Origin of the sequence: Streptomyces sp. ME02-8801-2C (assembly GCF_033793965.1) — a bacterium.
Classification (GTDB): domain Bacteria; phylum Actinomycetota; class Actinomycetes; order Streptomycetales; family Streptomycetaceae; genus Streptomyces.
In genome coordinates this window covers 44981-66120 of record NZ_JARAXP010000028.1, presented here as the reverse complement: position 1 = coordinate 66120, position 21140 = coordinate 44981, and the positions used below count along the sequence as shown (strand labels likewise).

Here is a 21140-nt window from a genome sequence, read left to right as displayed (position 1 = left end):
AACGGCGGCTGGCACCTCACCCCCGCCACCGCATAGCGAAAAGGGCCGCCCGGCCTACGGCCGGACAGCCCCACAACAAGATTTTCAGCAGACTTCTAGGCGACATGGGCGGGCGGTCTGTCTAGTGGCGCGCTGGTGGGCCACTGGGTGATGGGACGAGGCGGTGCGGGCGGGGACCTGCCGGGGCGCGGGCGGCGGACGGCTCGCTCACTCATCGCGTAGTCGAGCTGCTCGAGCCTGAACACGCACCATTGACAGGTTTGGAGGACGGAAATCTCACCTGCCACGGAGATATCAATGATCTCCGTCACGGGAAGTCCGGTCCGCTCGCACCTGAAGTAGCTCCCACCTCGCCAGTCGAACAGGCTTCACAGCTCGGCGGCGGGGTTCAGTCCCATTCCTGCTCCTCCTCCCCGAGGTGGGGCAGAGGGGTTCCGCCGACCACGGGCACGAAGCGCACCGGACGGGCGGGCCAGATGAACCTGTAGCGTCCGGCCGAGAGGTGAAGCGTGAACTCCTCGCCGATCTTCAGGGCTTCGGCAGGCACACGCCATCCGTCGGACAGCCAGTCCCAGACGTAGCCACCCACCGACGCGCCGATGGGCGAGGCGATGACGCACATCTGGATGCGAGCCCAGCGGATCGCGCGTCCGGCGTGGACACGGCCGCGAGCGCGATTGAGACCTGCATCGAGGTCCCCAAGTCCTCGATCACGGCCCTGCTGGAGGACAACAGTGGACCTGATCACCCCAGCCCAGCGTGACGAGCTGTTCCACAGCTTCGAACGCGACGCCTTCCATCTGGAGCTGAGGGACGACTACGGGTCTCCCGTCGAGGACACGCCCTACGCGCGGTGGCAGCGGGGCGAGCCGGACGACTACGCGTGGCTCAACCCCTGGATGACGCTTATGAAGCGCGTCTCGGGCGAGGGGAAGACCGTCCGGCGCGTCCGCGTCGTCACGGAGCCACACTCCCCGTACGTCGGCTGGGAGCACTCGTTGACCCACCTCAACCTGGAGGCCGGCGAGGACATCCGGTGGCTTCCCCGGCACCGGCTGCCGCAGGGCATCACCTTCCCGGCCGACGGCAACGACTGGTGGCTGTACGACGACCGCCTCCTCGCCGTCGGCCACTTCGACCCGGAGGGCCGAATGCTGGGGTCGGAAATCGTCGAGGACCCCGACACCGTGGCCGCGTGCGTCCGCTTGCGCGACCTGCTCTGGTCCGCCGCCATCCCCCACGCCGAGTACAAGCCCTGACCCATCAGTGAATAACCAAACCCAAGAAGCACGCGAGGCACTGGGTGCCCGGCTGCGCGGATTCCGGAAGGACGCCGGATTCGCGAGCGGCCGGGCATTCGCCGTGGCCGCCGGCTGGGCCGAGTCCAAGGTCTCCCGGCTGGAGAACGGCAAGCAGAACCCCAGCGAAGACGACATCCGAGTCTGGTGCGTCAAGACCGAACAGCAGGAACACACCGAGGACTTGATAGCCACGGTGCGCCACATCGACGAACTGTGGCTCGAGTGGCGCCGCCAACTCCAGACCGAGGCGGAACGACGCCAGCGCAAGGCCCTGCCGGTCTACGCCAAGACCAAGGTCTTCCGCATCTGGCACCCGACACTCATGTGGGGAACGCTCCAGACCGCAGAATACGCGGCCGAAACCTTCAGACAGGTCGTCGACTACTACGAGATCCCCGACGACGCGGAAGCCGCCACCGCCAAGCGCCTCGAACGCCAGCAATACCTGTACCAGGGCAACCGGATCTTCAACGCCGTCCTCGGCGAGCTGGCCCTCTACACCAACTTCGGTGGCCCGGACGTGATGAAGGGCCGGCTCGACCGCCTGCTGGCGGTGATGAGGCTCCCCCGGCTGAGCCTGGGCATCATCCCCAGATCCTCACCCACCGGGATCTGGCCCGGCAACTCCTTCTCGATGTTCGACGACAAGCTCGTCCTCGTCGAGACCTACTCGGCGGAGTTCTCCATCACCCAGCCCCGCGAAATCGAGCTGTACACCAAGGCGTTCGCCCTCTTGAAGCAGTCAGCGGTCCATGGAAGCGCCGTCCGAGACCTCATCCTCACAGCGATCCACCACTTCGATCAAATGCCGAGCGACTAGGAGATCAAGATGCAGCCTGCGGCCTCGAACTGGCGTACCAGCTCCTGCACAGGGACGGAGAACTGCGTTGAAGTGGCCGACAACGACCCGCAGCACGTGATGGTTCGGGACACGAAGGCCCGCAACCGGGGAAGCCTGGCCGTCCAGCGACACACCTGGACGGCATTCGTGAAGTACGCCAAGCAGGGATAGCGCTGAAATTGTTCGGCTGGCCCTCTGAAAGGGCACTTGATCTAGGCGTATTGCACCGTATGCCCCATTAGGTTCCCCGTCAGGTTGGCGTGGCCTCCCATGTGAACGCCCACCCGGAGGGCAGTTCGTGGTGTGATGTCCGTCTCTCGATGACGTTGGGGCAGAACCACTGGTCGCAGGTTTCGCGCGGCCACTGCCCCATGGGGAAGCTGCCGATATCGGCCTCGGTGGGGACGTCGATCCTGACGAGGCGTTTCAGCTTGACGCGGGTGCATTCGATGTTCTCGTAGATTCGTGGTCGAGGACTTCGCACACCACGGCCCCAGAGAGGGCCGGTGACCTCGTTGAAGACGGTGAGGATGCGGGGGTAGCCCGGCGCCCGGGCAGGCCGGGCACGGCGGTCTGGGCCGAGAGGCGGTCGCGAGAGCGGTGATCGTTTTCCGGGCGATCGTCCGGCGTCCGTCATCGCCGACGCGGCACGCTTGCCGCCGCACACGCTGCGCCCCGTCTCCGCCGTGACGTTCACGGCTGACGGCTGACGGCGTGTGCCGGTGCTCGGCCGGTAGGCCGCCACACGATCCCACTCACCTCGGAACACTTGCGGGTTCTCGGCCACACCCGATAGCATTACGATCGTAAGTTAACGAGCCTCTCCCGGTTGACGGCGCTCGTGACTGACTGGTCCCGGGCTCGGAACGGGTGGTCGCGCAGCCCCTCTCCCATCGTGGCGTCCGCGGCAAAAGCAAGGTGTCGCCGACAACCACTGATCCCGCCGCGACCGCGGCGGACGGCCCAGCCCGCACCGACACAAAACAAGCAAGGAGAAACCACCATGAGCACCAACGCCAGCCCGAACGAACCCGTCATCACCTCCTACGCGAATGCCCCGGCCCGCACCGTCACCGCCGGCGGTGTCACCTACGCCTACCGCGAGCTGGGGCCCAAGGGCGGCATCCCCGTCGTCTTCTTCGTCCACCTCGCCGCGACCCTGGACAACTGGGACCCGCGCATCATCGACCCCATCGCCGAAGGCCGTCATGTCATCGCCTTCGACAACCGCGGTGTCGGAGCCTCCACCGGCCAGGTCCCGGACAGTATCGAGGCGATGGCCGACGACGCCTACGCCTTCGTCAAGGCCCTCGGGTACGACAAGATCGACGTCTTCTCCTTCTCCCTCGGCGGCATGGTCGCCCAGGCCCTGGTGGTCAAGCACCCCGAGCTCGTCCGCAAGCTCGTCCTCACCGGCACCGGCCCCAAGGGCGGCAAGGACATGGACAAGGTGGTCGCCATCACGTACTGGGACATCCTGCGCGCCACCCTGACCCGGTCCGACCCCAAGGAGTTCCTGTTCTTCAACCGCAACGCCACCGGCAAGCCCGCGGCCCGCGCGTTCGTCAACCGGCTCAAGGAACGCACCGCCGACCGCGACGCGGACATCAAGACCAAGGCGTTCCAGACACAGCTGAAGGCGATCAAGAAGTGGGGGCGCTCCGCCCCCGACGACCTGTCGAAGATCACCCAGCCCACGCTGATCGCCAACGGCGACAACGACCGCATGGTGCCCTCGGTCCTGTCGCAGGACCTGCACCGGCGCATCAAGGACAGCGAGCTGATCATCTACCCCGACTCCGGTCACGGCGGCATCTTCCAGTACCACGAGAAGTTCGCCCCAGTCGCAGTCGAGTTCCTCGCCCGATGACAACCGCCTGACCAGGAAGGAAAGGGCAACACCATGAGCACGTCACCGGCCGTCGCGCCCCCGGAAGTGAAGAAGCCTCTCACCTCCTCGATCCTGCTGTGGGTGCGGACCGATCAGCCCCGCCAGACCGGCATGGACCACTGGAAGGGCCCGCACTCAGGGATCATCTCCGCCACCCCGGGCCTGGAGGAGTACCGGCAGATCCACCTCGCCGAGCACAACCCGGGCCGGTGGCCGACCATCGACGGGGTCCAGACCGCTATCCCCGCCGACCGGAAGATCGACGGCGTCGCGGAAGTCACCTTCCAATCGGCGCTCGCACCCCTGAAAGGGCGCGAACAGACGAAGCTGGCCTACGCCGACGAGATCAACGTGTTCCGCCGCACCCTGCTCTACACCGGCCCGCCGAACTCATCCCGCTGGTACGACGTCGCAGGCCCGGACGAGAAGGTCGGTGCCCGCGTCCTGGTCTACCTGCGCCGCAGAGACGAGGCCGGCGCAGCCGAGTTCCGGAAGTTGATCAAGAAGCAGCTCGTCCCTGCGCTCGCCGGAACCGGAGTGCTGAAGGAGCTGCGCACGCAGACGTTCCTGCCCTGGGTCGAAAAGCTCTGGGACACCCCGAACGTCGCCCACGACAACCCCCACGACCAGCGCTTCCACGCCTCCCTCATCCTCGGGTTCACCGACACCGCAGCACGGGACGCCTTCTTCACCGGCAACGTGATCCAGGACCTGTCCGCCCAGCTGGCACCGCTGGTCTCCGCGATCCACGCCTACGACGTCACCGCCGCCCTCACCTACGTCAAGAACGGCGACATCCTCCCGCACTACCAGGAGTGAGCGGCAACGGCCGGGAGCAGGACCGCCGGACCCGCTCGGCAACCCGTCCGCCCCGTCCATCCCGTCCCAGTCGTCCCCTCCCACCGGCGTCCCGTCGCCGTTCGAAATCCCTCACACATCTGGAGCCGGACCAAGAGCGAGCAAAGCGCCATCCACTACGGGCGCACCTCACCCCAGGTCGCGAAGATCATCCTCTCCGACCCGCCCGTCAACCCCATGGTCGGCGAGACCGTCCTGCGCCTCATCCAGACCCTCGGGGAGCTGGCCACTGACTCGGACATCCAGGTCGTGGCGTGCGAAAGCGCCTCCCCGACTTCTTCTACAACCACTTCGGCCTGGCCGGCGCCGCCGACTTTCCCGCCCCCGAGGACGAGAACGCAGTGCCGGCATGGACGAATCTGGTCCTAGAACTACCCAAAGCGCCGTACATCACCATCGCAGCCGTTGGCGGGCGCACCTCGGCGGGCCAAGTCCGATACGTCTACCTGCAGTTACACCGAAGCCGAGTTCCGGCGTATTACCACCACGGCGCGATCCGAACTGCGGGCCGCAGCCGCACGCATCTGCGTCGGCCATCGCCTCGTGCGGCTCTTAACGGGCGGCCTCGGCGAGGCGGTTGGGTGCTGGGTTGCGGCCGGTGTGCTGAATGCGGGTGATTAGCACGCGGGCAGGTTTGCGGGCGGTCGCCAGCTCGCGCTGGCCGGCGGCTTCCTTGAGGAGTTGGTGGGGTTGGTGGCCGCGGGCTTCGGCGTCGCCGAGGACGCTGGCGAGCGCCGGCCAGGCCGGGTCGGCGAGGATTCGCTCGGCGTGGTCGAGCACGGCCGCTCGAACGTCGCTAGTGCTCTGACCGCAGACTGACCCGGGGATGGACCGCCCCCGGCGCACACGCACCAAGCGTCGAGGACATCGTCGACCACCTCACGCAGATCGACGACCGCACCCGGTACGACGTCCCCCTCAGCGGCCTCGACGAAATGGACACCGTCATCGCCGCCAAGACGGCACTCGGCCTCGCGTAACCCGAGCGATCGTGCCCCGCGCCTTGCCCGCGGCCGTCTCGATGCCCTGCGTGCCGACGCGGGAGCCGGCTCACCACTGATCTTGTGGTCTGGAGGTTTGGTGTGGTGGTCCGGCTGTGGAACTACCGCTTGGCGAAACGCTCGAGGAGCGCAGCCGATTCAGGCGTGGCACAGGCCCGGGCGATGGTCGTGGCCTCCGTGTGGCCGACGGTGCTCCGGTCGGAGGCCCAGGCGCCGCGGACCAGCGCGCGGGTCTGACCCAGTGCCCAGGCCGACCCTGCTGCCAGTTCCGCGGCCAGCTTCTCGGCGCTTCCCCGTGCGCTGCCGTCGGGGACGACCGTGGCGATCAGGCCCCACTCGCGTGCCTCGGGGGCCGACAGCCGACGCGGAGTCAGCAGTAGTTCGAGGGCGCGTGTGACAACAATGTCTCCCGGATGACCGCGAACGTCCTGCGCAGGTTCATGGCGGATGCACCGCTTCCCCCCTCTCACCGGCGGAAACGACATCGAGGTTCAGCCCACGGAAGCTGTCTGACGTTCGCGTTACCACCCTTTTCCAGCCCTCACTCCCGTGCCTCACACGGGAGTGAGGCGTGCCCATGGCCGGCGAAGCGCGTCGGTACACCGATGGCGAGAGGTCGTGACATCGGCCGCCACGGCGGACTGGCGAGGAAAAAATCCCTGCCCTGGGACGGCAGCCTGTCGAGCCGGGCCGCTTCTTGCTTCGGCCGAGGTCGACCTGCTGTGGTCATCAGGAAACGCGGCCGGTTCGCCTACGAAGGAGAGTGGGAGCCATGCCCCCATAAGAAGAGCGACGGGTACGACACCGTACGGTGGGCCGCCGTCCTTCCTCGGTGGTTGGCGGCGCTGTCCAAGCCGCCGGAGCTGAAGGCGATCGCGCGGGCACCTGACGCCCCATCAGAACGAGCGTCAAATGAGCGTCACGAGCGTCATTTCAGCGTCAAGATATCGCCCGTAACGCCCACACCGCACATAATGCACTCCAGTAAAACTGCAGGTCAGGAGCCCTTTGCGGCAGGCTCAAGGATCGCCACACACTCCACATGGTGCGTCATCGGAAAGGCATCAGCGTAGACGCTATACGGCAAAACCGCATGTCAACACGGTCTTTCCGCTCTGGCGACGACCTCGCGGGCGCCATGAGCGTCACGGCCGCCAGTTCAACCCCGATCTGCTGCTCCTGCGCCTCGCCCAGGAGCCACTATCGTTGCCCTATCGATTCGTACGGCCCCGGGCACCAGCACACCACAGAGCGCGACGCGTCCACGCCTTCCCGTTGGGGCCCCGCCTCCGACCAGTTGCCGTCGAGCCTGACCGAACTGACCGGTCCCACCCGAGGCCCTGTGGATCTGCCTTTGCACCTCGCCTGGTCCGGACTGCACACCTTCGATCTGGACGACGACAAGCTGCTCCTCGGCATGTACCGCATCGTCCTGACCACGGGCCTGCGCGACGATTACATCCAATTCCTGGACGGCAACCTCCTGACCTCCCACTGGCCCCGGCTCCGGAAAATGGTCGGCCGCGGCGTCCGCACAGCCTGGGAGGGCGCCTTCCCCCGGTTGCGCCCGCACACCGGCCAGGCTGCCGCGTGAACCACCAGGAGCTACCGGATCTCCCCGCTCACCACCGCCGGCTCCTCAGCGACACCCTCGACCTGGGCCGCCCCTACGGGCTCGCCCTCATGGGCAGCTACGCGATCCAGGCGCACGGCATCGGCCATCGCCCCAGCCAGGATCTCGACTTCGCCACCACCCACCCCACCGCACTGCCGCAGATCGCCGACCACCTGACGCAAGGATTGAGTGCACGCGGCTGGCGGATCTCCGCAGTGCATACCGCCCCCCTCAAGGCCCGCTTCCTGGCCACCGACCCGACACCGGCCAGTCCTGCGAAGTCGACCTCCTCAAGGAGGTGCTCTGGCAGCCACCGGTGTCACTGGGACTCGGCCCGGTCATCGCCCTGAAAGATCTCATCGGGACCAACGTGCGGGCGCTAGGAGACCGCGGACTGCCGCGCGACGTGATCGATGTGCACGCGGCCTCCGAGCAGTTCAGCATCGGCGAACTCGAGGCGCTGGGGGCACGCCGCCCTGAGGAGTTCGACCTGCAGGAACTGCACGATCGCCTGGAATCGGTGGCATGGGTGAGCGATGCCGAGTTCGAAGCCTACGGTCTGAGCCCCGCACGTATCGCGGAGCTCCGGCACTGAGCCCAACCGCGGCAGGACGACCTCGCCCAGCGCATCGCCGAGCCGTTTACCGAAGGCGACCAAGACGGCGAGTACTGATCGTGTGTGTGCCGAGAGTCACGTCCGTGCTGGTCAAGCGGCGTGTTGGTACTCGTGGATCACTCCGCCGAGGCGGTCGTGTCGACGTATGTCGAGGCGAGCGATCCCCCTGGGGTCGGTGATGGTTTCGGGGAGTGCGCGCAGCGGCGCGGCTGCCTGCAGCAAGCGGTGGGTGCGGTGCTCGTTGGAGAACCGCTCGTACTCGCTCAGAGCATGGCGCAGGTGGTGAGCGTTCCCGATGAGGGTGCGGTCGAGGAGCTCGCGACGCAGGCTGAGCACCCATCTCTCCATGATCGAGTTCATCCTTGGCATGCGGACGCCGGTGAACACGCTCTGGATGCCGACGTCGGCGAGGATCTCGTCGATCAGGGCAGGGTACTTCGCGTCGCAGTCGCGGATCAGGTAGGCGGCGTGCGCGCCCACGTCCTCAAGGTCCATGACGAGGTTCTTGACCGCCTGGGTCACCCAGCACGCAGTGGGGTGTGCGGTGGTGCCCAGGACGCGGATGCCGCGGATTGCGTGCTCGATGACGGCCAGGATGTACTGCCGCTGCCCGGTCAGGGCGATGGTTTCGACAAAGTCCATGGCCGGCAGGGCGTCGGCCCGGGAGCGCAGGAAGCCGGCCCAGGTGGTGGCGCTCCGTTCCGGCGCCGGGTCGACACCCTCAGCCTTGAGGATCTCCCCGACGGTGGACGGGGCGACCGTGATGCCGAGCACGGCCAGTTCCCCTTGGATACGGCGGTAGCCCCAGCCGCTGTTCTCGCGGGCCAGGCGCAGGACCAGCGCCCGGATCGAGCGAACGGTGCGCGGCCGGCCGGGCCGCTTGAGGCGGCAGATGCGGGCGTGCCGCTGCTTCACCAGGTTGTGGTGCCACCGCAGCACCGTGTCCGGACGCACCAGCAGCCGGAGACGACGCAGCACCTGGCGCGGCAGCGGTGCCAGGAACGCGGCGAGGAAGGCCCGATCCTCGGGGGCAAACTTCACCCTTTTCGGGCCGCGTTGGCGCTCAAGGACCGTGATCTGGTGGCGTAGGGCCAGGATCTCGGCGTCCTTGGCGCGGTCGCTCATCGGGAGCAGCCAGAGCGCGGCGAAGGCATTCGACACGGTCCGATAGGCGAGACGCAGGAGCACGAGTGGTCATCATGCCGTGGCAACTGGCAGCGGCCGCAAGCGGGATGACCTGCGCGGACGAGATTCTCGGCACGCACAGGTGACGGTCGGCGCCTGCCCTGTCTCATCCCACGGGCGACTGGCCTCGCGCGCAGGCTGGCGAACGGCCCCACACGCGCTCATGCCGTACACAAGTGCAAACCAGGTGGCTGCGCTTCGTGGCCAGCGAGGGAGAGCACTGGAAAGTGCCATCTCCCACTGCTCTACCATTCGATCTTGAAGAGTGGTGGAAAACAGCAGGTCGCGGCGGCTCGGGACAAGTCGGCATAGGTTCGTTCATGAAGTTCATCTCGCACAAGAGCTTCATGCCGTTCGTGTACTACCGTATTGCCCTCGGTGTGGTGGTGATTGTGCTGGTCAGCATGGGTGTGCTGAGCCCGCACGCGGCCGAGTCGTCGGGCTGACGCGGCTGCGCCTGCCGCCGCGGCGGGCGACCGTGACCAACCACATACCTGGTGAGTAGCCGCTCGGTAGCGCACTGTCAGTCCCTGCGCCTACGCTGATACGTATGTCCCCCGATTCCCTGACCCCTGGTTCCGTGCGGTCTGCCGCCATGCTGAACGAAGAGATCCGCGCGCTCTGGCTCCGCGCGGGCGGCTCCCTCTCGGCCCAGGAGCGGGAGGAGTACGAGCTGTTGGTGGTCAGATGGGCGGCGGCGATACGCGGCGAGATCATCGAGGCCGCCTGACCCACCCGGCGCCCGTCGGGCAAGCCGGGCGTCACCTCCCGCCCGACACCCGCAGCACCGCGCCGGTGGCGTAGGAGGCCTCGTCGGACATCAACCAGGCGACGGCTGCCGCGACTTCCCCGGCCAGCCCCGGCCTGCGGAGCGGAATCGTCGGCGCTGCGCGTTCCGCCCGGCCCGGGTCGCCCATCGTCGCGTGCATCTCGGTGTCGATGATGCCCGGGGCCACCGCGTTGACCCGGACACCGTCCGGTCCGAGTTCCTTCGCCAGCCCCATGGTCAGCGCGTCGACAGCCGCCTTGGTCGCCGCGTAGTGGACATAGTCGCCGGGACTACCGAGAGTGGCCGCCGCGGACGACACGTTGACGATCACACCGCTTCCCCGAGCCGTCATGGCCCGCGCCGCCCGACGCGAACACAGCAGCGTACCCAGCAGATTGACCTCCACCACGCGCCGCAGATCACCGGGGTCCGCGTCGGCGAGCCTGCCCAACGGGCCGGTCACCCCGGCGTTGTTCACCAGCCCAGTGACCGGCCCGAGCCGGTCCTCGACCGTGTCGAACAGCCGGTCCACCTCCGCCTCGACCGAGGTGTCCACCTGGACGGTCACACACCGCGCCCCCGCCTCCCGCACCGCCGCCGCGACCGACTCGGCGGCCCGCGCGTCCCGCACGTACCCCACCGCGACATCGTGACCGTCCGCCGCGAGCCGTAGACAGGTCGCGGCACCGATCCCCCGACTGCCACCCGTGATCACCGTGACCGACGACCCGCTCATGGGCACACCTCCGTGTCTCGCTGCTCCGTACCCGGTCCGTGGTCCCTACGCTCGCAGATGCGCGAGCGCGCCCTCGTCGAGCGGCAGAGGCCGCTCCTCCGGCAACAGCCCGGCCGCACGGTCCAGTTGACCCGCCCGTACGAGCGCGTGGACCTCGGCGGCGAGCGACGTCACGTCCTCGATCCCGACGATCCACTCGTCGGCGTACCGCGCCGCCGCCTCCCCGGAGAGCCCGAGCTGCAGGGACCGGTACGGCAGCGGATTCAGCCGCAGATCCCGCTCGGGATCCCACTGCACCCGCGCCGACGCCAGCCGCAGCTGCCGCTTCCAGGCACCCTGATCCTCGTGCAGCTCGGGCACGTAGTGCGACAGACAGGCGTTGCGCAGCGCCCACTCGAAGCCCTCCCGGCTGATCTCGACGGCCAGCACGGTCTCCTGGCCCTCCTTCGTGCCCCAGCCGCAGCGGTACATCATCCAGGTGAAGGACGGCTTGATCCACGTCATGCGACTGCGGCTCCACTCCGGCGGGAACCGGCCGTCGCGGGCCGCCGCGAGCCCGATCTCCGGGCGGTAGGCCTGATAGACGGTCAGTGTGGACGCCGTATGACGGGCGCGTACACGGAACCTGGGTTCCCGCTCGGGGGAAGTGTCGGGAGAAACGACTGTCTGATCTTTCACGCGACCAGCTTGGGAGTCGGACACGCCCACAGGCCACCGAATATCCGCACGTCCCTTGGCTCCGCCCGCCCTGTGCCCAACACTGAGCCGATGACGCAGCGTGTGGAGCTCGCGACCGTGATGGACAGGCTCTCCCTCGACGGACTCGTCACCGCGTACGCGGTGGCGGTGGACGACGGCGACTGGGAGGCGTACAGGGAACTGTTCGCACCGGACGGGCGGGCGGACTACCGCTCGGCCGGCGGTATCGAGGGGGACGCCCGGGAGGTCGCCGGGTGGCTCAGACAGAGCATGGAACTCTTCCCCATGCGGCAGCATCTGATCGTCAACCGCCGGGTCGGCTTCGACGTCCTGGAGCACGACACCGGCGACACGGCCCGTGTCCAGGCCGACTACATCAACCCGATGCGTCTCGCGAACGGCAACGGCGAATCCGGGTCCACCGCACCCGACTTCGTGTGCGGCGGCCGGTACGCCTTCGGACTGATCCGTACGGGGGACGGCTGGCGGTTGCGCGAGGTGGTCGTCCAGGAGAAGTGGCGGCGCGCGCCGACGCACCTGTCAGAAACCGTCCACCGCCCGGCCGCCGACCGGCAGGAACACTGACCCCTTGGTCTCCCTGACGAGCCCCTGTACGCCAATACGAGGAATCCGCCGTCCTGGCCGGAGTCCTGCTGGTCCGAGATCGTCCACACCACGCACACTGGACGCAGGTAAGGGGTGACCGACTGGGTAGTTGACCCGGTGATCCCGGGGAACCGACTGGTAGGAGGCGCCGTATGAAACTGCCCGGCCACTGGATCGCCTCCCCCTGGCGCCGTTCCCTCGCCGCCGCGCTGGCCGGTGCCCTGCCGATGTTCGCCTTCCCGGCCCCGGCGCTCTGGTGGTTCGCCTACGTCGCGCTCGTGCCCTGGATTCTGCTCGTCCGCTCCGCCCCGACCGGCAAACGGGCGGCGTACGACGGCTGGTTCGGCGGCTTCGGGTTCATGCTGGCCGTGCATCACTGGCTGCTGCCGAGCCTCAATGTGTTCATCTTCGTCCTCGCGGCGCTGCTGGGCGCTCTGTGGGCGCCGTGGGGGCTGCTCCTCCGGCGGTTCCTGGCGGGCCGCGCCTCGGTGGGGCGGATCGCCGCCGGGCTGGTCGTGCTGCCTTCGGGATGGCTCATGGTGGAGCTCGTCCGGTCGTGGCAGGGGCTCGGCGGGCCCTGGGGCATGATCGGATCCAGCCAATGGCAGGTGGCACCCGCGCTGCGGCTGGCCTCGGTGGGCGGAGTGTGGCTGCTCAGCTTCCTGGTGGTGGCCGTGAACGTGGCGGTCGTCGTCCTGGTCGCGGTACGCGAGTCCCGGGTCCCGGCCGTGGCCGGGCTCGTCGCCACCGCCGCCGTCACCTCCGCGGCCTGGGTGTGGTCACCTCGTCCGGAGGTGGACGGCCGGGTACGGATCGCCGTCGTACAGCCGGGCGTCGTCGGCGGGGCCGACAGCGCGGAGAAACGGTTCGCTCTCGAGGAGGCGCTCACCCGCCGGCTGGCCGGTCAGGGCCTCGACCTGGTCGTCTGGGGCGAGAGCAGCGTCGGTTACGACCTCGCCGACCGCCCCGACCTGGCCGAACGGCTCGCGTCGCTCTCCCGCGCCACCGGCACCGACATCCTCGTCAACGTGGACGCAAGGCGCTCCGACCGGCCCGGGATCTACAAGAGTTCGGTGCTCGTCGGCCCGGACGGCCCCACCGGCGACCGGTACGACAAGATGCGGCTCGTGCCCTTCGGTGAGTACATTCCGGCGCGTTCGCTGCTGGGCTGGGCCACCTCCGTCGGCAAGGCGGCGGGCGAGGACCGCAGGCGCGGCAGCGAGCAGGTGGTGATGAACGTCGGGCACGGGCTGCGCATCGGGCCGATGGTGTGCTTCGAGTCCGCGTTCCCCGACATGAGCCGTCATCTCGCCCAGGACGGCGCCGAGTTGCTCGTCGCGCAGTCGTCGACCTCGTCGTTCCAGCACAGCTGGGCCCCCGAGCAGCACGCGTCGATCGCGGCCCTGCGTGCCGCCGAGACCGGCCGGCCCATGGTGCACGCCACGCTGACCGGCGTCTCCGCCGTCTACGGCCCGAGCGGCGAGCGCGTCGGCTCCTGGCTCGGCACCGATGCGAGCACCACGACGGTGTACGACGTCCCGCTGGCCCGGGGTGTCACGGCGTACGTCCGCTTCGGCGACTGGACGGTGCACGCCGCCGTGCTCGTCCTTGTCGTCCTGGGTACCGTCGAGGGCGTGGGACTGCTCAGGCGGCGCCGGTCCGCTCCCCCACCGCTCGTACCACCCGCTCGCACAGTTCATGAGTCGCCAGTGCGTCCCGGGCGCTGAGCACCTTGCCCGCGCGCACGGCGTCGAGGAAGGCGAGCACCGCCTGTTCGATGCCGCGCTGCCGGGAAACCGGCACCCAGTCGCCGCGTCGCCGCAGCGTCGGCTGCCCCTTGTGGTCGATGACCTCGGCGAGGTTGACCACCTGACGCTTGGTGTCCTGCCCGGACACCTCGAGGATCTCCTCGGCCGAACCGCTGAGCCGGTTCATCACCCCGAGCGCGGTGAAACCGTCCCCGGAGAGCTGGAGCACCACGTGGTGGAGCAGCCCGTCCTCGACGCGGGCGCGCACGGTCATGTCGTCGACCGGCCCCGGCACCAGGAACCGCAGTGTGTCCACGACGTGGATGAAGTCGTCGAGGATCATCGCGCGGGGCTCCTCGGGCAGCCCGATGCGGTTCTTCTGCATCAGGATCAGCTCGCGCGGATGGTCGGCGCACTGCGTGTACCCGGGCGCGAAGCGCCGGTTGAACCCGACGGCGAGGGAGACGGCACGTTCCTCCGCCAGCCTCACCAGCCGCTCCGACTCGGCGAGTTCGTATGCGAGCGGCTTGTCGACGAACGTCGGTACGCCCGCCTCGAGCAGCCTGGTCACGATCTCCGGGTGCACCACGGTGGGCGCGTGCACGAAGGCCGCGTCGAGGCCCTCGGCGATCAGTGCGTCGATTTCGGCGTGACGCTGCCCGGCCGGCAGGCGCAGACCGTCTGCGACGCGGGTGAGCGTCCCGGGCGTCCGTGTGTGCAGATGCAGTTCGACCTCGGGCCGCATGCCCAGCACTGGCAGATACGCCTTCTGCGCGATGTCACCGAGTCCGATGCAGCCGACCTTCACGGGGTCTCCTTCAGGGGTTGCCTGCCGGGGTCATGCCGGAAGCATACGGCCGCCGCAGGCCGCGCAGGCAGGCCGAGACCGGTGGAAAACCCATGGTGGGGACTGCCGCGGTAAGCGATCATGCGTGCATGACGACACAGGCGCCGCGCAGTGAACCCGCCCAGAACGCCGACGAGCGCACGATGCTGGAGGGCTGGCTGGACTACCACCGCCAGACCCTGGCGTGGAAGTGCGAAGGACTGACCGACGCCCAGCTCAGGACGGCCTCGGTGGAGCCCTCCGAACTGTCCCTCATGGGGCTGGTGCGGCACATGGCGGAGGTGGAGCGGAGCTGGTTCCGCAGAGTGCTGGTGGGTGACGATTCTGGCCCGATCTACTACTCCGAGGAGGACCCGGACGGCGAGTTCCATCTCACCGAGGCGGACACCTGGGACGAGGCCTACGGCACCTGGCAGGCCGAGATCGACGTCGCCCGGCGCAATGCCGCTCAGTTCGGTCTCGACGGCCTCTCGAAGGGCAGAAGCCGGCACAGCGACGAGCCGTTCAGCCTGCGCTGGATCTACACGCACATGATCGAGGAGTACGCCCGCCACAACGGCCACGCCGATCTGGTCCGCGAGCGCCTCGACGGAGCGACCGGCGACTGAGCCGGGCCTGCGGGCGGCGGGCCTCGGGACGGTGACGACCGTCAGCCGGGGCCGTCCCGCACCCTCCGTAAGGGGCCGGAGATCACTCGAGTGGGGCATCCTGCGCTTGTCCGCGGTTCCAAAACGGGCCGGACACAGCAGAGTTGCGCGGGTGCATCGAACGACGACCACCGCAACGCTTCTGGTCACCGTGGCTGTCACGGCCCTCGCCGGCTGCGTCACGGTCCAGCAGCCGTCCGCGCCCGGCCCGCTCCCGCCGCCCCCTGCACCGTCCCAGCCGTCGGTGCCGCCGAGCCCGGTCGGCAGGGCCGAACCGCAGATCGTGCAGGCGCCCGCCCGGGAGGCACTGGAGCTCATCGGCCCCGAGCGCGGGCCCACGCAGGCCCAGCGGGCACCGCGGACCCCGGTGGAGCGGCACCACCCGGCCGCTGCCGCGCCCGCGCCGCCACCGGCCGCCGCTCCGGCATCTCCTCCGCCGCCGCGCCGGTCGAAGCCGAAACAGCGTCCGCCGAAGCCGGAGCGCCGCCACACCCAGCCGCGCGTCGAGCTTCCCGAGATGTCCCGTCCGGTACGCGAGAACACGGACGTGTGCGCCCTCGGCAGGAAGTACGGCGGCTGGGGCAAGGACAGCCCGGAGGCGGTCATCTGCAAGGAGACGTACGGGCGTTGAACGCGCACGTCGGACTGACGCGCGGTCGGAGGTTCTTCCACAGCTCCCGTCAGCGCCCGTCAACACGCCCGTCAGCGCCGCGACCGTCCGAAACTCAGGGCCGCTGTCTCGGCGGCCCCCAGGAATCCCCTTCCGGTCCGCCGTCCGACCCGCCGGAGGGTTCTCCCTCCCCCAGCCGCGACTCCAGCCGCCCGATGGCGGCTCTGACCCCGTCGCCGTAACTGTCGTCGCCGAGGGCGTCGGCCGCGCCGCGAGCGCGGCGGAGGTGGGTGCGGGCGGCTTCGGGGCGGTCCAGCTTCACGTAGTCGGCGGCCAGGTTGAGGTGCAGTGAGGGGTACAGGGCACGTACGGCGAGCGCCCCCTCGTGCCGGACGACCTCCGCGACGCGCTCGTCCGACAGTTCCTCCGCAGCCGACAGCGCCCGCAGGTCCCACGCCAGCTCGTCCGAGGCATCGTCCTGGGTGTCGGCCATGTAGTGCGCCAGGGTGCAGCGGTGCAACGGGTCGCCGTCCTCGCCGATCTCCGCCCACAGCCCGAGGAAGCGGTCCCGGGCCTCCTCGCGGTCACCACCGTGATGCAACATGACGGCCTGACCGATCCGGGTCATCATGGCCTCCGGCGCCACCTGTTCCTGCCGCTCCGCCACCGCGCCCTCCGCCCTGTCCGCTGTGCCCGCTGTCTTTTCCGACGCTAACCGCAGGCACTGACAATCCCGGTCAGGCGGGCCGGTACGGCACCGGACCGGCCCCGCGACAGACGGACACCGGCCCGGCGACCCGGCTCACCGCTCCCGGTTCACCTCGATGCAGGGCGGATCAGCCCAGGTCGGGAATGGTCCAGTCGATCGGCTCGTGCCCCTGGCCGGCCACCGCCTCGTTGATCTGGCTGAACGGGCGCGAGCCGAAGAACTTCTTCGCCGAGAGCGGCGACGGATGCGCCCCCTTCACCACCACATGCCGCTCCTCGTCGATCAGCGGGAGCTTCTTCTGCGCGTAGTTGCCCCACAGCACGAAGACCGCCGGGTCGGGACGGTCGGCCACGGCCCGGATCACCGCGTCCGTGAACCTCTCCCAGCCCTTCCCCTTGTGCGAGTTGGCCTCGCCGGAGCGGACCGTGAGCACCGCGTTGAGCAGCAGCACGCCCTGCTCGGCCCACGGCATCAGATAGCCGTTGTCGGGGACGGGCGTACCCAGCTCCTCCTTCATCTCCTTGTAGATGTTGCGGAGCGAGGGCGGCGTCTTCACCCCGGGCCGGACCGAGAAGCACAGACCGTGGCCCTGCCCCTCGCCGTGGTAGGGGTCCTGACCGAGGATCAGGACCTTCACCTTGTCGTAGGGGGTCGCGTCGAGCGCCGCGAACACCTCGTCGCGCGGAGGATAGACAGGACCCCTCGCCCGCTCCTCCTCGACGAACTCGGTCAGCTCCTTGAAGTAGGGCTGCTGCAGCTCGTCACCCAGGACGCCGCGCCAGGACTCGGGCAGCATGGCGATGTCGGTCACGTGAACTTCCTCCGATGTGCGGTGTGTTCCACTCACCGAAGAACCTACCGGCGCCCACTGACAACGGTCACCGAGAACGGGTCATGAGCCCGCTACCAGCTGGTCTTCCAGTACAGCTCCCACATGACCATCATCGTCGCCGGGTCGATGGACACCTCGGCGCCCCCGATGTCCTCGTTCGCCGCCACATGCTGCTTGCCCTGCCACAGCGGCAGCAGACGGGCGTCGTTCAGGATGATCTGCTGGGCTTCCTCGAATTCCGGGCCGACGGCTCCCCGGTCGCTCTCCCGGCGTGACTCGGGCAGCAGCTGACCGGTGATCTCGGGCGAGGTGTACGGCGTGCCGAGCGCGTTCTGCTCGCCGACGAAGGGGGCGACGAAGTTGTCGGCGTCGGGGAAGTCGGGGAACCAGCCGCGCCCGAACACCGGGTACTCGCCCTTCTGGTAACCGTCCACATAGGTCTTCCAGGGGCGGCTCTGCAGGGTGACGGTGAACAGGCCGGAGTCCTCCAGCTGCCGCTTCAGTTCCTCGAAGGCCGGCTTGGTCTGGGAACCGTAGCGGTCACTCGTGTACCAGAGGGTGAGCGGGACCCGCTCGGTGACGCCGTCCTCCAGCAGGATCTGCCTGGCCTTGGAGGAGCTGGGACTCCCGAAGCTGTCGAAGAAGCCCGTCGTGTGGCCGACCAGCCCCTTGGGGATCATGGAGTACAGCGGCTCGACGGTGTCCTTGTAGATGTTGTGGGCCAGTGCCGGACGGTCGACGAGCTGGGCGATCGCCTTGCGGACCGAGAGTTTGCCGGACCACGGGTCCTTGGGGTTGAACACCAGGTAACTGATCTCGGTGGTGGGGTTCTCGACGAGCTGGAGCCCCTCCTCCTTCTCGTTGTCCTGGATGTCGACGATGTCGTCGGCGCTGAGCCCGCGGTAGATGATGTCGATCTTCTTGTCGCGGAGGGCGTCCGCGATCTCGGCCGAGTTCTTGAAGTACCGGATGGTGACGGCGTCGTTCTTGAGGTCCGCGATGCCCTTGTAGTTGTCGTTCCTGACCAGAACGGCCTGGTCGCCCTCCTTGTAGGACTCCAGGGTGTACGGTCCGGAGCCGTTGACCTTGCCGTCCCGGCGCAGGGACTTCGCGGGGTACTCCTCGGGGTCCACGATCGACATGGCGGGCGTGGAGAGCACGAAGGGGAAGGTCGCGTCGGGCTGGTTCAGATGGAAGACGATCCCGCGGTCGCCCTTCACCTCGATGCGGTCGAGGCTGGTCAGCAGGCCGGCGGGGCCACCGTTGACGTTGATCGTTTTGATCCGGTCGATGGAGTACTTGACGGCCTGCGCGTCCAGCTCGTGTCCGTCCGAGAACTTCAGTCCTTCGCGCAGCTCACAGCTGTAGACCGTGCTCGAACTGTCGGTGAACGCGCAGCTCTTGGCGGCGTCGGGCTTGGGCTCGGTCCCACCGGTGTCGAAGTTCAGCAGCGTCTGGTGGACGTTGCGGAACAGCTCCCACGAGTTGTCCCAGGAGGCGGCCGGGTCCAGCACGCTGGGCTCGCTGGTCGTCCCCACCACGATCGCCCTGCCCTCGTTGGAGGAGTCGGAGGAGAAGACCCCGCACCCGGCGACCATGGATATGGACGCGGCCGTCGCCAACTGCCGCAGGCCCCGGTTCCGGTTGAACACGCGCACGCTCCTCGATCTGCCATACCAAGCCAACGGTCGGCAGACCATACCGCAGTGCCCCACCAGGTGGTCCAGCCTCCCGGGAGGCCACTTGATCAGCGCGTATCGAAAAACACCACTCCTGGACCGTGTGACCTCGGACGTCGACACAGGAGCTTTTTCTGTCAGGTGACACGCATAAGTTTGCAGCGGCCGACATAGGAGCTTTTCGCCGCTCATCTTCCGGTAAATGGCAAAGGAGACGTCAAATTCATCGGCGCCCGAAGGAGCCCTGGGGGCCCTGTGACGCCTGTGACCCCTGAGTACGGAAGCGGGCGCCCGTCTCACGACGAGCGCCCGCCGGATTCCGTACCGCCGTGTCAGCCGTGACCGGCCTTGAGGAAGATGCCGCCGTCGACCACGAGCGTCTGGCCGGTGATCCACTCGGCCTGGGACGAGGTCAGGAACGCGGCGGCGCCACCGATGTCGGAGGGCACGCCCAGCCTGCCGAGCGGGTAGGCGGCGGCCGCCTCCTCCTCGCGGCCCTCGTAGAGCGCCTGGGCGAACTTGGTCTTCACGACCGCCGGGGCGATCGAGTTGACCCGCACCCCGGGCGCGTACTCGTACGCCAGCTGCAGCGTCAGGTTGTCCATCGCGGCCTTGCTGATGCCGTACGCGCCGATGAACGGCGAGGCCGAGAGGCCGGCCACGGACGTGATGTTCACGATCGCGCCGCCGTTCTCCTTCTGCCAGGCGTGCCAGGTCTTCTGGGCGAGGCCGAGCGCGGAGACGACGTTGGTCTCGAAGACCTTGCGCGCCACATTGAGGTCGAGGTCGGCGATCGGCCCGAACACCGGGTTCGTACCGGCGTTGTTGACGAGGAAGTCGACCCGTCCGAAGGCTTCCAGGGTGCGCTCGACGGCGACAGCCTGGTGGGCCTCGTCGTGGGCCTTGCCCGCCACGCCGATGACCCGGTCGGCACCGAGCGTCTCGACGGCCTCCTTGAGCGCGTCCTCGTTGCGGCCGGTGATGCACACCCGGTCACCGCGCGCGAGCAGCGCCTCGGCGATGCCGTAGCCGATGCCCCGGCTGGCGCCGGTGATGAGGGCGACCTTGCCCGAGAGTTCCACAGTGCTCATCCTTCTCTGTCCCCGGTCCTAGTCGAGTGGTCCGCCGGCGACGTACAACACCTGGCCGGAGACGAATCCGGCGGCCTCGCCCGTGAAGAAGGCGATGGCGTTGGAGATGTCGTCGGGGTTGCCCACGCGCTGCACGGGGATCTGGGTCGCCGCGGCGGCCTTGAAGTCCTCGAAGCCCATGCCGACGCGCTCGGCGGTGGCGGCGGTCATGTCGGTGGCGATGAAGCCGGGGGCGACGGCGTTCGCGGTGACGCCGAACTTGCCGAGTTCGAGGGCGAGCGTCTTGGTGAAGCCCTGGAGTCCGGCCTTGGCGGCGGAGTAGTTGACCTGGCCGCGGTTGCCCTGGGCGGAGGACGAGGACAGGTTGACGATCCGGCCGAACTTGGCGTCCACCATGTACTTCTGACAGGCCCTCGACATCAGGAAGGCGCCGCGCAGGTGCACGTTCATGACCGTGTCCCAGTCGGACACGCTCATCTTGAAGAGCAGGTTGTCGCGCAGGACGCCCGCGTTGTTGACGAGGATCGTGGGTCCGCCCAGCTCCTCGGCGATGCGCGCGACCGCGGCCGCGACCTGGGCCTCGTCGGAGACGTCGCAGCCGACGGCGATCGCCTTGCCACCGGCGGCGGTGATCTTCTCCACGGTGTCCTTGCAGGCGGCCTCGTCGAGGTCGATCACCGCGACGGCACGGCCCTCCGCCGCCAGTCGTACGGCGGTCGCGGCGCCGATGCCTCGCGCGCCGCCGGTGACCACGGCGACCCGCTGCTCTGTGGTGGACATTGCTGGTTCTCCTCGCCCTTGAAAAGCCTGCGGTCCACGGTACGCCCACAGGTGAGCGACCGCTTAGTACCTTCGGTAC

At 68.5% G+C, this 21140-nt stretch carries 25 protein-coding genes and 2 pseudogenes; 14 read left to right on the top strand and 13 right to left on the bottom strand.

The window, feature by feature from the left end; genetic code table 11:
* Positions 1–388: 388 nt before the first annotated feature.
* Complete coding sequence (locus PV396_RS42390) at positions 389–622, bottom strand: hypothetical protein (RefSeq protein WP_319213708.1); 234 nt, start codon at positions 620–622, stop codon at positions 389–391.
* A 112-nt stretch (positions 623–734) separates the two neighbouring features.
* On the opposite strand from PV396_RS42390, the gene PV396_RS42385 reads away from it, so the two are divergent.
* The 3 genes from PV396_RS42385 to PV396_RS42375 are packed head-to-tail and all read left to right on the top strand — an operon-like array spanning position 735 to position 2313.
* Positions 735–1259, top strand: a complete 525-nt coding sequence (locus PV396_RS42385; RefSeq protein WP_319213707.1) for a DUF6879 family protein — start codon at positions 735–737, stop codon at positions 1257–1259.
* Between the two features lie 7 nt (positions 1260–1266).
* Positions 1267–2121: a helix-turn-helix transcriptional regulator gene (locus tag PV396_RS42380; protein ID WP_319213706.1), complete on the top strand. Its 855-nt coding sequence runs from the start codon at positions 1267–1269 to the stop codon at positions 2119–2121.
* Between the two features lie 9 nt (positions 2122–2130).
* Positions 2131–2313, top strand: a complete 183-nt coding sequence (locus PV396_RS42375) for a DUF397 domain-containing protein (RefSeq protein ID WP_319213705.1) — start codon at positions 2131–2133, stop codon at positions 2311–2313.
* Positions 2314–2392: 79 nt separating this feature from the next.
* Here PV396_RS42375 and PV396_RS42370 read toward each other — a convergent pair whose 3' ends face one another.
* A complete protein-coding gene (locus PV396_RS42370) occupies positions 2393–2929 on the bottom strand; it encodes a hypothetical protein (RefSeq protein WP_319213704.1) in 537 nt (178 codons plus the stop codon).
* Between the two features lie 216 nt (positions 2930–3145).
* Here PV396_RS42370 and PV396_RS42365 point away from each other — a divergent pair, with 216 nt between their 5' ends.
* Positions 3146–4012, top strand: coding sequence for an alpha/beta hydrolase (locus PV396_RS42365; protein WP_319213703.1), 867 nt, complete (start codon positions 3146–3148; stop codon positions 4010–4012).
* Between the two features lie 33 nt (positions 4013–4045).
* Positions 4046–4852 carry a strictosidine synthase gene (locus PV396_RS42360; protein WP_319213702.1) on the top strand — a complete coding sequence of 269 codons (807 nt, stop codon included), beginning with the start codon at positions 4046–4048 and terminating at the stop codon, positions 4850–4852.
* A gap of 594 nt (positions 4853–5446) precedes the next feature.
* Here the strand turns inward: PV396_RS42360 and PV396_RS42355 are convergent.
* Positions 5447–5686, bottom strand: a pseudogene (locus PV396_RS42355) (mobilization protein); the annotation flags it as partial.
* A gap of 307 nt (positions 5687–5993) precedes the next feature.
* A complete protein-coding gene (locus PV396_RS42350; RefSeq protein ID WP_319213701.1) occupies positions 5994–6362 on the bottom strand; it encodes a hypothetical protein in 369 nt (122 codons plus the stop codon).
* Positions 6363–7234: 872 nt separating this feature from the next.
* On the opposite strand from PV396_RS42350, the gene PV396_RS42345 reads away from it, so the two are divergent.
* Genes PV396_RS42345 through PV396_RS42335 form a run of 3 tightly spaced genes read left to right on the top strand, consistent with a single transcriptional unit; the run spans position 7235 to position 8102 of the window.
* Positions 7235–7486 (top strand): hypothetical protein, encoded by a 252-nt coding sequence (locus PV396_RS42345; RefSeq protein WP_319213700.1) that lies wholly within the window; start codon positions 7235–7237, stop codon positions 7484–7486.
* Positions 7483–7857, top strand: coding sequence for a hypothetical protein (locus PV396_RS42340; RefSeq protein ID WP_319213699.1), 375 nt, complete (start codon positions 7483–7485; stop codon positions 7855–7857). Before PV396_RS42345 ends, PV396_RS42340 begins: the two co-directional genes overlap by 4 nt.
* A gap of 56 nt (positions 7858–7913) precedes the next feature.
* Complete coding sequence (locus PV396_RS42335) at positions 7914–8102, top strand: hypothetical protein (RefSeq protein ID WP_319213698.1); 189 nt, start codon at positions 7914–7916, stop codon at positions 8100–8102.
* A gap of 111 nt (positions 8103–8213) precedes the next feature.
* On the opposite strand, the gene PV396_RS42330 is transcribed toward PV396_RS42335, so the two are convergent.
* Complete coding sequence (locus PV396_RS42330; RefSeq protein WP_319213697.1) at positions 8214–9311, bottom strand: integrase core domain-containing protein; 1098 nt, start codon at positions 9309–9311, stop codon at positions 8214–8216.
* A 305-nt stretch (positions 9312–9616) separates the two neighbouring features.
* Between PV396_RS42330 and PV396_RS42325 the strand changes: the two are divergent.
* Positions 9617–9754 (top strand): annotated as a pseudogene (locus tag PV396_RS42325) (undecaprenyl-diphosphatase); the annotation flags it as partial.
* Positions 9755–9858: 104 nt separating this feature from the next.
* On the top strand, positions 9859–10038 hold the full coding sequence (locus PV396_RS42320) for a hypothetical protein (RefSeq protein ID WP_319213696.1): 180 nt from the start codon (positions 9859–9861) through the stop codon (positions 10036–10038).
* 31 nt (positions 10039–10069) lie between these two features.
* Here the strand turns inward: PV396_RS42320 and PV396_RS42315 are convergent, their stop codons facing one another.
* Both PV396_RS42315 and PV396_RS42310 read right to left on the bottom strand, forming a co-directional pair.
* Positions 10070–10813 carry an SDR family oxidoreductase gene (locus PV396_RS42315; protein WP_319213695.1) on the bottom strand — a complete coding sequence of 248 codons (744 nt, stop codon included), beginning with the start codon at positions 10811–10813 and terminating at the stop codon, positions 10070–10072.
* A 45-nt stretch (positions 10814–10858) separates the two neighbouring features.
* Positions 10859–11491 carry a DUF4291 domain-containing protein gene (locus PV396_RS42310; RefSeq protein ID WP_319213694.1) on the bottom strand — a complete coding sequence of 211 codons (633 nt, stop codon included), beginning with the start codon at positions 11489–11491 and terminating at the stop codon, positions 10859–10861.
* A gap of 90 nt (positions 11492–11581) precedes the next feature.
* On the opposite strand from PV396_RS42310, the gene PV396_RS42305 reads away from it, so the two are divergent.
* A complete protein-coding gene (locus PV396_RS42305; protein WP_319213693.1) occupies positions 11582–12097 on the top strand; it encodes a nuclear transport factor 2 family protein in 516 nt (171 codons plus the stop codon).
* A 173-nt stretch (positions 12098–12270) separates the two neighbouring features.
* Positions 12271–13845: an apolipoprotein N-acyltransferase gene (lnt, locus tag PV396_RS42300; protein ID WP_319213692.1), complete on the top strand. Its 1575-nt coding sequence runs from the start codon at positions 12271–12273 to the stop codon at positions 13843–13845.
* Here the strand turns inward: lnt and PV396_RS42295 are convergent.
* Positions 13763–14674 carry a Gfo/Idh/MocA family oxidoreductase gene (locus PV396_RS42295; protein WP_319213691.1) on the bottom strand — a complete coding sequence of 304 codons (912 nt, stop codon included), beginning with the start codon at positions 14672–14674 and terminating at the stop codon, positions 13763–13765. The two genes, lnt and PV396_RS42295, sit on opposite strands and share 83 nt — an antisense overlap.
* Before the next feature lie 128 nt (positions 14675–14802).
* On the opposite strand from PV396_RS42295, the gene PV396_RS42290 reads away from it, so the two are divergent.
* On the top strand, positions 14803–15321 hold the full coding sequence (locus PV396_RS42290) for a DinB family protein (RefSeq protein WP_319213690.1): 519 nt from the start codon (positions 14803–14805) through the stop codon (positions 15319–15321).
* 151 nt (positions 15322–15472) lie between these two features.
* Complete coding sequence (locus PV396_RS42285) at positions 15473–15991, top strand: hypothetical protein (RefSeq protein ID WP_319213689.1); 519 nt, start codon at positions 15473–15475, stop codon at positions 15989–15991.
* 94 nt (positions 15992–16085) lie between these two features.
* On the opposite strand, the gene PV396_RS42280 is transcribed toward PV396_RS42285, so the two are convergent.
* From PV396_RS42280 to fabG, 5 genes are all read right to left on the bottom strand, one after another.
* A complete protein-coding gene (locus PV396_RS42280; protein WP_319213688.1) occupies positions 16086–16637 on the bottom strand; it encodes a hypothetical protein in 552 nt (183 codons plus the stop codon).
* A 169-nt stretch (positions 16638–16806) separates the two neighbouring features.
* Positions 16807–17490, bottom strand: coding sequence for a uracil-DNA glycosylase (locus PV396_RS42275; protein WP_319213687.1), 684 nt, complete (start codon positions 17488–17490; stop codon positions 16807–16809).
* Between the two features lie 92 nt (positions 17491–17582).
* Positions 17583–19163: an ABC transporter substrate-binding protein gene (locus PV396_RS42270; protein WP_319213686.1), complete on the bottom strand. Its 1581-nt coding sequence runs from the start codon at positions 19161–19163 to the stop codon at positions 17583–17585.
* A 359-nt stretch (positions 19164–19522) separates the two neighbouring features.
* On the bottom strand, positions 19523–20281 hold the full coding sequence (locus PV396_RS42265; RefSeq protein ID WP_319213685.1) for an SDR family oxidoreductase: 759 nt from the start codon (positions 20279–20281) through the stop codon (positions 19523–19525).
* An 18-nt stretch (positions 20282–20299) separates the two neighbouring features.
* Positions 20300–21061 carry a 3-oxoacyl-ACP reductase FabG gene (gene fabG / locus PV396_RS42260; RefSeq protein ID WP_319213684.1) on the bottom strand — a complete coding sequence of 254 codons (762 nt, stop codon included), beginning with the start codon at positions 21059–21061 and terminating at the stop codon, positions 20300–20302.
* Between the last annotated feature and the right edge of the window lie 79 nt (positions 21062–21140).

Excerpts from the sequence above, each read along its gene's own strand:
- PV396_RS42390 (WP_319213708.1), bottom strand. The coding sequence starts at position 622 with ATGTGCGTCATCGCCTCGCCCATCGGCGCGTCGGTGGGTGGCTACGTC.
- PV396_RS42375 (WP_319213705.1), top strand. The coding sequence starts at position 2,131 with ATGCAGCCTGCGGCCTCGAACTGGCGTACCAGCTCCTGCACAGGGACG.
- PV396_RS42365 (WP_319213703.1), top strand. The coding sequence starts at position 3,146 with ATGAGCACCAACGCCAGCCCGAACGAACCCGTCATCACCTCCTACGCG.
- PV396_RS42290 (WP_319213690.1), top strand. The coding sequence starts at position 14,803 with ATGACGACACAGGCGCCGCGCAGTGAACCCGCCCAGAACGCCGACGAG.
- PV396_RS42315 (WP_319213695.1), bottom strand. The coding sequence starts at position 10,813 with ATGAGCGGGTCGTCGGTCACGGTGATCACGGGTGGCAGTCGGGGGATC.
- PV396_RS42360 (WP_319213702.1), top strand. The coding sequence starts at position 4,046 with ATGAGCACGTCACCGGCCGTCGCGCCCCCGGAAGTGAAGAAGCCTCTC.
- PV396_RS42265 (WP_319213685.1), bottom strand. The coding sequence starts at position 20,281 with ATGAGCACTGTGGAACTCTCGGGCAAGGTCGCCCTCATCACCGGCGCC.
- PV396_RS42320 (WP_319213696.1), top strand. The coding sequence starts at position 9,859 with ATGTCCCCCGATTCCCTGACCCCTGGTTCCGTGCGGTCTGCCGCCATG.
- fabG (WP_319213684.1), bottom strand. The coding sequence starts at position 21,061 with ATGTCCACCACAGAGCAGCGGGTCGCCGTGGTCACCGGCGGCGCGCGA.
- lnt (WP_319213692.1), top strand. The coding sequence starts at position 12,271 with ATGAAACTGCCCGGCCACTGGATCGCCTCCCCCTGGCGCCGTTCCCTC.
- PV396_RS42305 (WP_319213693.1), top strand. The coding sequence starts at position 11,582 with ATGACGCAGCGTGTGGAGCTCGCGACCGTGATGGACAGGCTCTCCCTC.